A 12830-nucleotide genomic window follows, 5' to 3' on the forward strand; every position below is an offset into this window, starting at 1 on the left:
ATGCGGTGGTGTTCATGCGTTGGATTTCTTTGGTGCGGGGACGCTTACCGGTGCCAGCAGCGCGGTGAAGCCGATCCCGAGGAGCAGGGTAAGACCGAAATGCCGGAGGGCGGGCATCGTGCTGAGCGCGAGCAGCCCGAACGAGAGCAGGGCCGTGACGGCCGATAGCAGCACGCCCGCGTAGGCGGCCCCGGGAACATGGGCGGCATGGGGTTCGCCTTCGCGGAGGAAGACGGCATAGTTCGCGCCGACGCCGAGCACCAGCATCAAGGCCATGATGTGGAACAAGGTGACAGGTTGGCCGAGGTAGCCGAGCGCGGCGACGCTGAAGACGATGCCGGCGGCCGGTGGCAGGAGCACGCGCCAGGCGGCCCGTGGCCCGTAGCGCCAGGCGAAGGCCAGGCCGACCAGCGCCAATGCCGCGCCCAGCCAGATATCCGCGTAGCCGCGATAGCGGCCGAACAACAGGGAGATGCCGGCGGGCTTGTCGACCAGCGAGACGCCGGGCAGGCCTTCGGCGGCCGTGCGCAGCAGGTTCACGTCGTCCTGGCCCTGCGGCAGCACGATGCTGCCGGTGCCATGCTCCCCGCTCATCCACAGGTAGTGGAAAGGCATGTATGCGGGCGTCCCGAGCCAGTCGTCGAGGGTGAACGCCCTGCCCGGGAAGGTGGCCTCGTAGGCGTCGGCCGCCTCGGCCTTGAAGCCCGCCGTCACCATGGCGGAGCGGACCTTGCCATGGCATTCGTCCGCGATTATCGGCGCACTTCCTGCTTCGTCCGATTCGCGCGCAGGCGCGCTCCCACAGAAGAGATGGGAGACGGCGGCCAGGTTGTCGCGTTGCCGTTTCATCGAGGGCAGCATCGTGGTCACGCTGGTCCAGCCGCTGAGCTTGCCGTCATCCCGCCACTTGCCCAGGCGATCGGTGAGTGCTTCCTCGCGTTGCAGTACCTGCTCGGTGTCCTTGCCTTCCACCAGCCAGAACTGGCTGCCGCCACCGAAACCGGCGATATCGCGGATCGCGACCGTCTGCGCTTCGAGCGACCGTGGCGGCGAGATGAGCAGATGGATGTCGTCGTCGTGTCCGAGGCGCAACCAGCCGGGAAGGGCGAGCAGCGCCAGCACGGCGATGGCCACGAGGGCGTGGCGACCCGAGGCGATGCGCTGCCAGCCGAGCGCCAGCCGCACCAGGGAAGGGGCGAGCGGTGCGCGTGCCGGCTTCGCCGCCAGCACCGGCAGCAGCCAGAACACGCTGGCGCAGGCGACGGTCATGCCGGCGATGGCGAAACAGGCCATCTGCCGCAAGGCGGGAAAGGGTACGAGCGCGAGCAGCGCGTAACCCAGCAGGGAGGTGGCCAGTGCCAGCAGCAGCGCGGGGCGGACCTGCCGCACGCCGTGCCCGGCGTTCCATGCCTGGCCTGCGTTGGCACGCGCGCAAAGGTACTGGATCGAATAATCCACCGCTTCGCCCAGCAACGCCGCACCGAAGACCAGGGTCAGCAGGTGTAACTGGCCGAACACCAGCACCGTGGCGACGACGGCGCCGACCACCCCGAGCGCGGTGGAGACGAAGGCGATCAGCAGTGGCCGGAGCGAGCGGAATACGAACAGCAACAAGGCCGCGATGCCGAGCGACGAGGCGATGCCGACCACATGCGTATCCCGTTCCGCGCCGGCACGCGCCGCGGCGGCATAGAAGATCGCTCCGGTGCGCAGCAGTCGTGCATCAGGATGCTTCGCCGCCATGGCCTCTTCGGCCTTGGCCAGCGCCGCCAGCGCCTGGTGCTGCACGGTGTCGTCGTATGACGAGCCGTTGAGCGTGGCGACCACCAGGACATGGCTCCCGTCGTCGCGATGCGCGACGAGCAGGTCGTCCTCGGGCACGAGGACGGCGCGGTTCCATGGCTGGCGGTCGAGCCAGTGTTGCAGCCAGCCGAACGGATCGTCGGTGAGTTTCGCGCCTGCGTTCGCGCCGAAAGGTTCATTCAACCGCCGCTTCAGCGCGGCGACGGGATCGAAGCCCGGCGCCGCGATGGCGGCGCGATCTTCTGCCGTCAGCAGGTGGAAACGGAACGGCAGGAACGGGGTGACGAGCTGGTCGAGGTCGAAGGGCGGCAGTTCGGCGACGACCGAGGTGAAGGCGGGATCGTTGCTTAGCGTGGCGCCCAGCTCGCGCGCGGCGTCCTTGGCGGTGCCGTCGTCGGCGCTGCCCACCAGCAGCACCATGCGGTCCCCGCTGGACTTCGCCAGCCGTTCCACCGCGTCTTCCGCCAGGGGATGGCGCTCGGTGGCTGGCAGCATGGCCAGCAGGTCGGTCTGCAGTGGGGAGACGCCGCGGCCGAACAATAACCAAGCGCACAGCACGCAGGCCGCCAGCGCGGTGAAGGCGAACAAGCCGGCACGCACCGCGGTCGGAACCTGCCTCATGGGACGCCGAGCACCTTGGCTTCGAGCAGGGTGAGCGGCCCCGCGTCGCGCGTGTCGGAGAAGGCGATGCGGGTGCGTTCGCCATTGGCGAGCTCGACCTCGATCGACTGCAGGAAGGCGTCGCCCTTCAGCGTGATGCCGGCCAGTACGCGGGCCATGCGTGCCTGGCGCGGTGCGAATCGCAAGGTCCAGCGTTCCGGCGAGCCCTCCTTGGTGACGCTGAACTGGCGCATGGCCTCGGTCGATTGCCCGGCGAGCAGCGACTGCAGCATCGCCGAGACCTGGCTGACGCCACGATTGCCGTCGCGAACGCGTTCGAGCCTGCCTTGAGCATCCAGCCGCGAGGTGCCATCCGTGGTGAGCACGAGGTTGTCGTCGAAAGGCTCGCGTGTGTGCCAGAGCATGCCGTGCCCGACGACGAACAGGAGTTCGCCATGGCTGACCTGGGGCTCCGCCAGCGCGGGGTTCTCGCGGCTCTGGGTGAACGTGGCGCGCACCTGGGCGTGCCGGGCGAGTTGCGCCAGGATGTCGTCCACGGCGGCGGGCACCTGGGCCCGGGCGGCGAACGCGCAGAACAGCGCGGCGAGGACGATCAGGCGGCGCATCGGGGGTTCCTCCGGCCCAACCTGCGAAGGAGCAGGCGTGGCATGCGTGGCAGCATGCCGAGTAACAGGCGGGTATGCATGGCGGTGATGCGGACGTTGTCGTGCCACATGCGAAAGTGCGACAGGCCGTCTTCCGGATAGATCACGCGCGTCGGCACGTTACGCACCGGCACGCCGCGCCAGAAAAGCCGCACCGCGATCTCGGTGTCGAAATCCATGCGCGCCGGAAGCGGCTTGCGCGCGATTTCGGCGGATGTCTCGGCGAGGGGATAAAGGCGGTACCCGCACATGGAATCGTGGATGTCGAACGAAAGCGTCTCGGCCCACACGCAGGCATGCGTGAGGTAACGGCCGTACAGGCGCGCGCGCGGCACCGTGTCGTCGTAGATCGGCTTGCCACAGATCATCGCCTCCGGGGTGGCGCGTGCCTCGGCGAGGAAGCGCGGCACATCGGCGGTGTCGTGCTGCCCGTCGGCGTCGATCTGCAGCACATGGCTGTAACCGGCCGCGTGCGCGGCGAGGAAGCCGGCGGTGAGGGCGGCGCCCTTGCCCGCATTCTCGGGCAGGCGGATCAGGCGAAGCTCGTCGCGGCCGGTGACCAGCGCGTCGAGGATGTGGCGTGTCTCGTCGTTCGAGCCGTCATCGACGATCAGCACGGGCAAGCCATGCGCCGCCAGGGCGTTCGCCGTGGCGGCGATGGTTCGGCCGTGGTTGTAGATCGGTACGACGGCGCAGGGCGCGAAGGAGCGCGCCGCGGCATCGCGCGGTCCGGGCCTGCCCGCCATCGGTCCGCTCAGCGGGTGAGCAGTGACTGCACGGTGGCGACGACGTCGCCGACCGTACGCACGCTCTTGAAGTCCTCGGGCTTGATCCGGGTGCCGGTCATGTCCTGGACCTGGATCGCCAGATCGATCGCGTCGATGCTGTCCAGTTCGAGATCGGTGAAGAGATTGGCTTCCGGAGTCACCTTGCTCGGGTCGATCTCGAAGGTCTCGTGCAGGACCGAGCGGAGGCGAGCGAGGACGTCGTCGGAGGTAAAGGTTTCAGCTGGGATCGCGCTCATAGCTCGGTAAGTCCATTTCATCCCCGGGGTCGCGCAGGCCCGCGCCCGAGAGGGCAAACGGAAACGAGCGCCACCATCGAGGCGACGAAGGTGATCGGAATGCTCTGGTTGTCGCCGCCATCCGGCGGCATTCCCCTGAACCCAAAAGCACCGTGTAGGCAAAGCCTTACAAGAGTGCCCGGGTGTGGAAAGTGTAGCAGATCGAAGCCCGGAACATGGGGGCGGTGCGAACCGCCCGGAGTGGAAGCCGCCCCTGATAGGAGCCGGCCTGGGTGGGAGCCGACCCTGTCGGCGATGAGTGCTTGCCTCAGTCTGGCCCGCTGCCGCGGGATCGCCGACAAGGTCGGCTCCCACCAGGCCGGCTCCGCTGGCTCCTTGCCAACCTCGAGGGCGTCCGGACGCGGTGGCCGTCCGGACGCCGTACCGTCCGCGGACACGTACCGGTATCGCGGACGCTCCGCACGAAGCCCCGTGGAATGCGCCTTCCAGCCCGTTGCAGCGGTTGGCACGGCCCTTGCGATACCACTCTCGAAACCTCTTCATCCATCGTCCTGGAGAACGACCATGAAATTCGAGACCGCCATGCTGAAAACCTTCTTCGTCGCCGTCGTCCTGACCTGCCTGTTGACCCTGGGCGCGATGGTGACCGCGCCGTCGGCCGCCGTGACAGCCACGAACCTGGTCGCCGCGGCGCCCTGAACGCCAGCCGTGGCGCTTCAGGTATTCACGAATCGCATCACCATTGCACGCGAGCCATCCAGTCCCGAGATCTGGCCCGACACCAGGATGCCCCGCTCGCCTTGCATCGCGAACCCGCGACGGATCTCGGTATGGGTTGGTTCGTTGAAGAACACGAAGCCATCCAGGTCACCGAACGAGGTATCGAGGGCTCCGGAAGCGAGGTAACGGCCGATCAGGATGCCATCGGAGATCAGGCCGCCACGGTTACCGACCGCGATGAGGTGCCCCTCGCTGTCGAATCCGCCTGTCTTCAGCCACGAAGGGCTCACGGCCGCCGTGGTGTAGAGAATTTCGCCGTCATTGAATGCGCGGTTCGGTTGACCCGTCGAGTCCACGCCGGCAAGGAATCCGCGAAGTTCATGGTTCTGTTCGGGGACCGCATTCATGCCGACGACGATGAACGCCCCTTCGCCAGCGGGGATGAGGTCGTCGAGGGAGCCCACCGCGGTGTGACCGGATTCGGTGTTGATCGGTATCGCGAAGTTCCCGTCGACGCCGAATGAACCGTCGATACTTCCGTCATCGAAGTAGCGGCGAACGAGCAACATGCCGGCGTATTGGCCCGCCACGACGAAAGCGTGACCCTGGGCATGACCGCACTGGACATTCTCTTCGTCCACCTGGCCGGGGAAGCTGCTCAGAGGGAGTATGCCTCCCCCGTTCAGCGTCATATCCCATTGCCCATTGGCCAGCAATCGAAGGATGACGCCCTCGATCTTCGCGTTCTGCCTGTGTCGGCGTTTGCCCACGACCAGGATGCGCCCGTCTTCCAATGGGGTCACCGTTGCGTGGATGAGGGCATGGAATTCCATGTCCAGGACAGCCAGGCCGCCGTTCCCGAACGTCTCGTCACGAACGCCCTGGAGATCCACCATCGCGAGTGCGTGGACGATCGAGTCTTTCAGCGACGTCGTCAGGTGCACGAGGATATTGCCGGTCGGGTGCATGTAAACATGTACGGCCTCCGCTCCGATCGCCGGAGTTACCAGGCTCAGGCCCTCGGTGCCGAAGCTGGCATCGACGGACCCGTCGGCACGCAGTTTCATCACGAAGGCGCTGTTCTCATCCTTGCCCGTGCGAATGCAACTGCCCGAGACATAGACCGTGTCGTCGCGCGTATCGCTGGTGACGCCGTATGCCCTCATCAGGTCGAATCCGGGGGCGGAAAGGACGGTCATTCCGTTGTCGCCGAACGTCGGGTCCAGCCCGCCGGCCCGGTTCGAACGTGTTTTCGATGCATTGCCATTCACGGCGTCGCTCCTTGGCCGTCCATTCCATTCATGTGCCGCGAGCCATCTTCAAAGGGGCTGTACGTCGTCGGCCTGCAAGCCTTTCTGGCCTTGCACCACGATGAACGACACCCTCTGTCCTTCCTTCAGGGACTTGAAACCCGGCGACTGGATGGATCGGTAGTGCACGAAAACATCGGCACCCGTTTCCGGCGCGATGAAGCCGAATCCCTTCGCGTCGTTGAACCATTTGACCGTGCCGTTCTGCCTTCCGTTGTTCATGATGCATCCACTCCCTGGGTTGTCGATGGCGGGCTCGAATGTAACCGCCGCATCCAGCGTATGCCCGGCCTCGCCCCGCCGATAGGCGAGGGCACCCGTCCAGATGGCGTAATCCCGAAACGAAAGAAGCCGCCGGATCGCGCCGGCGGCTTCTTCGTTGCCCATTATGCGTAGTGCTTACTGCCCGCGCATGCGGCCCTGGAAGCGCGGTGCGCCGTTGCCCATGTGGGGCAGGCGGATCTTGCCGATGGCGCTGATGCGCTCTTCCGCCATGCGGTCCGCGGCCTTGTAGGTCGGGATGTTGTCGCGGGCGGAGATCTCGAAGATGCGGCCGACGTTGTAGTAGATCGTGCGCATCATGCGCATGGCGCGCTCGCGGTTGTAGCCGTCGATCTCCAGCGAGACGTTCATCACGCCACCCGCGTTCACCGCGTAGTCCGGGGCGTAGACGATGCCACGACGTGCGACTTCGTCGCCGATGGCGTCGGTGGCGAGCTGGTTGTTGGCCGCGCCGCAGATGATCTTCGCCTTGATGCGGTCGATCGTCTGCTCGTTGATCGTGCCGCCAAGGGCGCACGGGCTGTAGACATCGGCGTCGACGTCGTAGATCTCGTCCAGGCCCACGGCCTCGCACCCGAGTTCGTCGACACAACGCTGCACCGCGTCCTTGTTGATATCGGTGACGAACACCTTCGCGCCCTGCTCGCGCAGCAGCTTGATGAACTCGCTGCCCACATGGCCGCAGCCCTGCACGGCGTAGCTGTACTTGCCGACGTCTTCATTGCCGTGCTTGCTCTGCAGCGCGGCCATCAGGCCCTGCAGGGTGCCGAACGCGGTGAACGGCGAGGGATCGCCCGAACCGCCATGCACCTGGTGCACGCCGGTGACGTATTCGGTCTCGCGGTAGACGTATTCCATGTCGTTGACGTCGATGCCCACGTCCTCGGCGGTGATGTAGCGGCCGTTGAGCGAGTTGACGAAACGACCGAAGGCGCGGAACAGCGCCTCGGACTTGTCCTTGGAGGGATCGCCGATGATCACGGCCTTGCCGCCGCCGAGATTCAGGCCGGCCACCGCGTTCTTGTAGGTCATGCCACGCGACAGGCGGAGCACGTCGTTGACGGCGTCCTGCTCGGTCTTGTACGGCCACATGCGCAGGCCGCCCAGGGACGGGCCAAGCACGGTGTTGTGGATCGCGATGATGGCCTTCAGGCCCGCGTCCTTGTTATGGCAGAAGACGACTTCTTCGTGGCCCGTGTTGGCGATGGTTTCGAAAATCATCGAACGCTAACTCCAGTGTCAAGCGGCAGCAGCACCGCCCTCTAGGTGAAAACCGGCGGTGGGGACCACCGGTGGATGATTGTGACCGTCCAAAAAAATCGCCCCGGCCTGCGAGGCGGGGGCGATATGTCGTGTCAGCTGCCTAGTTTAAACCGTTGCGGCGCTCAGTGTAGGTGCGGCGCAGCACGGGTTCAGCGGTGCCAGTGCGGATCCCGGTACCATGTCTCCCGTTCGATCCGCCAGCCGTGGCCATAGGGGCGCCAGACCGGCGGCCGGTAGACGTACCCGGGGCGCCCCGCGTACCAGTGGCCGCCTACCCAGACATAGCGCCCGCCCGCCCAGTTCCAGTAGCCGGGCGCCCATACGTAGCCCACCCGGGGCGGCGGAACCCGCTCGAAGCGCGGCGGCGGCGGACGGTTGCTCACGGTGACCGACACATATTCCCTTGCGGCGGCGGGGGGCGTGAAGCTCGCGGCGCCGACAGCCAGGCCGAGGGCGGCGACGGCGGCGAGGGTGCGGGTCAGGGTCGTCATTTCTTGCTCCTCCGGGACGTCCGCGGATGCGGATTCGTGCGCCAGAACGCGGGCTCCGGGGCCAGGGTTGACCACCGCCCGATGCGAGCGTTCAGGTTCGTGAAAAGCCCGGATGCGGGATAATCCAGCCGGCCCTCCTGATCGGTTCTCCCATGAAACCTCCCCGCCGCTTCGGCGTCCGCACCATCGCGACCCTGCTGGGCATCCGTGTCGCATATCGGATCGGCGGCCGCCTTTTTCCCAAGCGGACCGTCGTCCATGCGGCGCGGGTCTTCCAGACCCCGCTGCCCAGCAGCCGCGAGCGCGCGGCAAGCGCCCTGGCGGCGATGACGGCCCGCCGGGAGCCTGTGGAGGTCGACGGCATCCCGATCGCCACGTATGTCTGGGGCGATCCGTCGACGCAGCCTTACGTCTTGCTGGTGCACGGGTGGTCGAGCATGGGCTTGCGCTGGGAAAACTGGGCGGCTCGCCTTCTCGCCCGTGGTTGGGCTGCCGTGGCCTTCGACCAGCCAGGACATGGGCATAGTGGAGGCACGTTGTGCACGCTTCCCGATTTCGCCCGTACCGTAGGCGCGATAGGGCGCCATTACGGCGATGCCGAGGGTGTGGTCGCCCATTCGCTGGGTGGCGCGGCGGTCACGCTGGCGTTGGACCAGGGATGGACCGCGAAGCGTGTCGTGCTGATCGCGCCCGCCGCCGATCCGCAGGCGGCGACACGACGATTCGCGCGTTTCGTGCGACTGGGCGAACACCTGAGGCCGACATTGCACGATGTGCTTGCGGAGCGCACGGGCGTCCGTATCGACGATCTGCACATCCGCCACCACGCACCGAAGCGGGCCCAGCCCTTGCTGGTCGTGCACGACGTGTCTGATCGCGACGTGCCGGTGGGCGAGGGTGAGCTGTATGCCAGCCTCTGGCCGGGGGCGAGGTTGCTCAAGACCGACCGCCTCGGCCATCGCCGCGTGGTGGACGACGAAGCGGTGGTGGCGGCCTCGTTGGCGTTCTTGGCGGACTGACTTCATCGCGGCGCCTGCGCTGCACCGCACCAAAGGCCATCGGCGCCTCCGCAGTAGAATCGACGAGTTCCCCACCGTTGTCGGTCTTCCCCGGAGTTTTCATGAGTTCGCAGCCCAAGCACATCCCCGCCAGCAGCACGGACGCGGAGGCGACGCCGCTGCGTTTCGTCACGGCGGCGAGCCTGTTCGACGGCCACGACGCGGCCATCAACATCATGCGCCGGATCATCCAGAGCCAGGGCGCCGAGGTGATCCACCTGGGCCACAACCGCTCGGTGGAAGACGTGGTCCGCGCGGCGCTGCAGGAAGACGCCGACGCGATCGCGCTGTCCTCGTACCAGGGCGGCCACGTCGAGTACTTCAAGTACATGGTCGACATGCTCCGCGAGCGCGGCGCCGCCCATATCCGTGTGTTCGGCGGTGGCGGCGGCACGATCACGCCGGAAGAAATCAAGGAACTCCAGGCCTATGGCGTGGAACGGATCTACCATCCGAACGACGGCATGAAGCTCGGCCTCACCGAGATGATCGAGGACGTGATGTCGCGTACCCGCGCCGCGGTGAAGCGGCGCGTGGAAGAGGCACCGCCGGCCGCCTCCGTCGAGGACGAAATCTCCATCGGTGCCATGCTCTCGGCGATCGAGGAAGACCGGTTCGCCGAGGAAGAACTCGCGCGCCTGCGCAAGGCGTGGAAGCTCGCCGCCGGCAAGACGCCGGTGCTCGGCCTCACCGGCACCGGTGGCGCGGGCAAGTCCTCGGTGGTGGACGAATTGCTGCTGCGTTTCCTGCATGCCTTCCCGCAGATGCGCATCGCGGTGCTTGCCGTGGACCCCACCCGTCGGCGAAGCGGCGGCGCATTGCTGGGCGATCGCATCCGCATGAACTCGCTGCGCAGCCCGCGCGTATACATGCGGTCGATGGCCACGCGCCGCCAGCACGCCGCGACCTCCATCGTGCTGCACGATTGCATCGACTTCCTCAAGGCCCAGGCGTACGACCTGGTGATCGTCGAGACCGCCGGCATCGGCCAGAGCGATTCGGAGATCGTCGATCTCGTCGATTTCCCGGTCTATGTCATGACCAGCGAATATGGCGCGGCGAGCCAGCTCGAGAAGATCGACATGCTCGACTTCGCCGAGCTGGTGGTGCTCAACAAATTCGACAAGCGAGGCGCCGAAGACGCGTTGCGTGACGTGCGCAAGCAATGGAAGCGCAACCGTACCGCGTTCCAGTTGGCCGACGAGAAGGTGCCGGTGTATCCGACGATCGCCAGCCAGTTCAACGACCCGGGCGTCACCTGGATGTTCGCCAACCTGTGCCGCCTGCTTTGCGAGAAGCTCTCGCTGCCGGCCGGCGAATGGACCCCGGAGTTGGACACCCGCCTGCGCGAGCCGCGGGCGACGGTGCTGATCCCGGGCAACCGCGTCCGGTACCTGGCCGAGATCGCCGAGCAGGGCCGCGGCGTCAACGCCACGATCGCCAGGCAGGCCGAAGCGGCAAGCAAGGCGCAGCACTATTACGAGTCGCTCAAGGACATCGGCGACGATGCCTTGCCGCGCGCCTTCGACCTCTACGACCACGACCTGCTCGTCGTCGACGGCGACCGGTCGCTGGCTACGCTGCGCCAGCGCTACAACGAGGCGGTGCGTGAACTCTCCAGCGAGGCCATCAACCTGCTTCGCGAGTGGCCGTCGCGGTTCGAATCGGTCACCGCAGAATTCAACGAATACCAGGTGCGCGACAAGGTCATCCGCGTCGAGAACTACCGTGAATCCCTGAGCCACCAGAAGATTCCGAAAGTGTCGCCGCCGAAGACGAAGGATTGGGGCGACCTCCTGTCCTTCCTCATGCGCGAGAACCTGCCCGGGCATTATCCGTACACGGGTGGCGTCTTCCCGTACCGCCGCGCGGGGGAGGATCCCACCCGCATGTTCGCTGGCGAGGGCACGCCGGAACGCACCAACCGCCGCTTCCATTACCTCTCGCTGGGTGGCGCCGCCGCACGCCTGTCCACGGCGTTCGACTCGGTCACGCTGTACGGCGAGGACCCGGCACCGCGCCCCGATATCTACGGCAAGATCGGTAATTCAGGCGTGTCCATCGCGACGCTGGACGACATGAAGAAGCTCTATTCGGGCTTCGACCTGTCGGCGCCCTCGACGTCGGTGTCGATGACGATCAACGGACCGGCGCCGATCATCCTCGCCATGTTCATGAATACCGCGATCGACCAGAACGTGGAAAAGTACCTCAACGAGGACGCCTCGCGCTGGGAGATGGCCAACGCGCGGATCGCCGAGTTGTACCCCGATGGCAACCGCCCTCGTTACAACGGCGACCTGCCGAAGGGTAACGATGGCCTCGGGCTCGGCCTGCTGGGCGTGTCGGGTGAAGAGGTGGTCGATCCGGAAACCTACGCCCGGATCAAGGCGTATACGCTGGCGACCGTGCGCGGGACCGTCCAGGCCGACATCCTGAAGGAAGACCAGGCGCAGAACACCTGCATCTTCAGCACGGAGTTCGCCCTGCGCATGATGGGCGACATCCAGCAGTATTTCGTCGACCACAAGGTACGCAACTTCTATTCGGTGTCGATCTCGGGGTACCACATCGCCGAAGCGGGCGCCAACCCGATCAGCCAGCTGGCCTTCACGCTGTCGAACGGCTTCACCATCGTGGAGTATTACCTTGCGCGTGGCATGAAGATCGATGATTTCGCGCCGAACCTGTCGTTCTTCTTCTCCAACGGCATGGACCCGGAATACACCGTGATCGGCCGCGTCGCCCGCCGCATCTGGGCCCGCGCCATGCGCGAGCGCTACGGTGCCAGCGCGCGCAGCCAGATGCTGAAGTACCACATCCAGACCTCCGGCCGCTCGCTGCATGCGCAGGAGATCCAGTTCAATGACATCCGCACCACGTTGCAGGCCCTGTACGCGCTCTTCGACAACTGCAACAGCCTGCATACCAACGCCTATGACGAGGCCATCACCACGCCGACCGAGGAAAGCGTGCGTCGCGCCGTGGCGATCCAGCTGATCATCAATCGCGAGTTGGGACTCAACTTCAACGAGAACCCGTGGCAGGGCAGCTACGTCGTGGACGAGCTGACCGACCTGGTCGAGGAAGCCGTATACAAGGAGTTCGAGGCGATCAGCGAGCGTGGCGGCGTGCTCGGCGCGATGGACACGATGTACCAGCGCGGAAAGATCCAGGAAGAGTCGATGTACTACGAGCACAAGAAGCACGATGGCTCGCTCCCGCTCATCGGCGTCAATACCTTCCTGCCCAAGGACCACGGCGGCGAGATCGCCACCGAGATCGAACTGATCCGCTCCACGGAAGAAGAAAAAGGCCAGCAGATCGACAATGTGTTGCTTTATGGCAAGGCCCGCAACCGGCTCGCGCCGGAGAGCCTCAAGGTCTTGCAGAAGACCGCCCGCGAACGCCGCAACGTGTTCGAGCAATTGATGGAAGCGGTGAAGAACAATTCCCTCGGCCAGATCAGCCACGCGCTGTACGACGTGGGCGGCGAGTACCGCCGCAACATGTAACTCCGCAAGCCACAGCCGCTCCGCTCCGGCGGAGCCCACCCCGCTTTGGTGGGAGCCGACCCTGTCGGCGCTTAAGGGCGCCGCGAGCCCCCCCTAGCC

The 12830-nt window shown here is 66.0% G+C and carries 11 protein-coding genes; 3 read left to right on the plus strand and 8 right to left on the minus strand.

Annotation, left to right across the window (positions count from 1 at the left end):
* Positions 1-12 precede the first annotated feature (12 nt).
* From ACR9ZJ_RS10015 to ACR9ZJ_RS10030, 4 genes are read right to left on the minus strand one after another with little or no spacing between them, the layout of a single operon-like run.
* Positions 13-2424 (minus strand): MMPL family transporter, encoded by a 2412-nt coding sequence (locus ACR9ZJ_RS10015; RefSeq protein WP_481287670.1) that lies wholly within the window; start codon positions 2422-2424, stop codon positions 13-15.
* Complete coding sequence (locus tag ACR9ZJ_RS10020; RefSeq protein ID WP_481287671.1) at positions 2421-3029, minus strand: outer membrane lipoprotein carrier protein LolA; 609 nt, start codon at positions 3027-3029, stop codon at positions 2421-2423. Before ACR9ZJ_RS10020 ends, ACR9ZJ_RS10015 begins: the two co-directional genes overlap by 4 nt.
* Positions 3017-3814 (minus strand): glycosyltransferase family 2 protein, encoded by a 798-nt coding sequence (locus ACR9ZJ_RS10025; protein ID WP_481281015.1) that lies wholly within the window; start codon positions 3812-3814, stop codon positions 3017-3019. Before ACR9ZJ_RS10025 ends, ACR9ZJ_RS10020 begins: the two co-directional genes overlap by 13 nt.
* Before the next feature lie 8 nt (positions 3815-3822).
* A complete protein-coding gene (locus tag ACR9ZJ_RS10030) occupies positions 3823-4092 on the minus strand; it encodes an acyl carrier protein (protein ID WP_306851401.1) in 270 nt (89 codons plus the stop codon).
* A 564-nt stretch (positions 4093-4656) separates the two neighbouring features.
* Here ACR9ZJ_RS10030 and ACR9ZJ_RS10035 point away from each other — a divergent pair.
* On the plus strand, positions 4657-4791 hold the full coding sequence (locus ACR9ZJ_RS10035) for a hypothetical protein (protein WP_481287672.1): 135 nt from the start codon (positions 4657-4659) through the stop codon (positions 4789-4791).
* A 17-nt stretch (positions 4792-4808) separates the two neighbouring features.
* Here the strand turns inward: ACR9ZJ_RS10035 and ACR9ZJ_RS10040 are convergent, their stop codons facing one another.
* From ACR9ZJ_RS10040 to ACR9ZJ_RS10055, 4 genes are all read right to left on the minus strand, one after another.
* Positions 4809-6083, minus strand: a complete 1275-nt coding sequence (locus tag ACR9ZJ_RS10040) for a hypothetical protein (protein ID WP_481287673.1) — start codon at positions 6081-6083, stop codon at positions 4809-4811.
* A gap of 48 nt (positions 6084-6131) precedes the next feature.
* A complete protein-coding gene (locus tag ACR9ZJ_RS10045; protein WP_481282711.1) occupies positions 6132-6344 on the minus strand; it encodes a cold-shock protein in 213 nt (70 codons plus the stop codon).
* 177 nt (positions 6345-6521) lie between these two features.
* Complete coding sequence (locus tag ACR9ZJ_RS10050) at positions 6522-7625, minus strand: Glu/Leu/Phe/Val dehydrogenase dimerization domain-containing protein (RefSeq protein ID WP_306851397.1); 1104 nt, start codon at positions 7623-7625, stop codon at positions 6522-6524.
* Between the two features lie 191 nt (positions 7626-7816).
* Entirely contained in the window at positions 7817-8158 is a 342-nt protein-coding gene (locus tag ACR9ZJ_RS10055; RefSeq protein WP_481281012.1) for a YXWGXW repeat-containing protein, read from the minus strand.
* 152 nt (positions 8159-8310) lie between these two features.
* On the opposite strand from ACR9ZJ_RS10055, the gene ACR9ZJ_RS10060 reads away from it, so the two are divergent.
* Complete coding sequence (locus tag ACR9ZJ_RS10060; protein WP_481287674.1) at positions 8311-9177, plus strand: alpha/beta hydrolase; 867 nt, start codon at positions 8311-8313, stop codon at positions 9175-9177.
* Between the two features lie 101 nt (positions 9178-9278).
* Positions 9279-12731, plus strand: a complete 3453-nt coding sequence (locus ACR9ZJ_RS10065) for a methylmalonyl-CoA mutase family protein (RefSeq protein WP_481287675.1) — start codon at positions 9279-9281, stop codon at positions 12729-12731.
* Positions 12732-12830: the final 99 nt, after the last annotated feature.

Source organism: Luteibacter sp. KNZ12-1A (assembly GCF_056755675.1).

What these genes read in the sequence shown, in the direction of transcription:
- ACR9ZJ_RS10055 (WP_481281012.1), bottom strand. Translation starts at nt 8,158, where the DNA reads ATGACGACCCTGACCCGCACCCTCGCCGCCGTCGCCGCCCTCGGCCTG.
- ACR9ZJ_RS10025 (WP_481281015.1), bottom strand. Translation starts at nt 3,814, where the DNA reads ATGGCGGGCAGGCCCGGACCGCGCGATGCCGCGGCGCGCTCCTTCGCG.
- ACR9ZJ_RS10050 (WP_306851397.1), bottom strand. Translation starts at nt 7,625, where the DNA reads ATGATTTTCGAAACCATCGCCAACACGGGCCACGAAGAAGTCGTCTTC.
- ACR9ZJ_RS10035 (WP_481287672.1), top strand. Translation starts at nt 4,657, where the DNA reads ATGAAATTCGAGACCGCCATGCTGAAAACCTTCTTCGTCGCCGTCGTC.
- ACR9ZJ_RS10030 (WP_306851401.1), bottom strand. Translation starts at nt 4,092, where the DNA reads ATGAGCGCGATCCCAGCTGAAACCTTTACCTCCGACGACGTCCTCGCT.
- ACR9ZJ_RS10060 (WP_481287674.1), top strand. Translation starts at nt 8,311, where the DNA reads ATGAAACCTCCCCGCCGCTTCGGCGTCCGCACCATCGCGACCCTGCTG.
- ACR9ZJ_RS10065 (WP_481287675.1), top strand. Translation starts at nt 9,279, where the DNA reads ATGAGTTCGCAGCCCAAGCACATCCCCGCCAGCAGCACGGACGCGGAG.
- ACR9ZJ_RS10045 (WP_481282711.1), bottom strand. Translation starts at nt 6,344, where the DNA reads ATGAACAACGGAAGGCAGAACGGCACGGTCAAATGGTTCAACGACGCG.
- ACR9ZJ_RS10020 (WP_481287671.1), bottom strand. Translation starts at nt 3,029, where the DNA reads ATGCGCCGCCTGATCGTCCTCGCCGCGCTGTTCTGCGCGTTCGCCGCC.
- ACR9ZJ_RS10015 (WP_481287670.1), bottom strand. Translation starts at nt 2,424, where the DNA reads ATGAGGCAGGTTCCGACCGCGGTGCGTGCCGGCTTGTTCGCCTTCACC.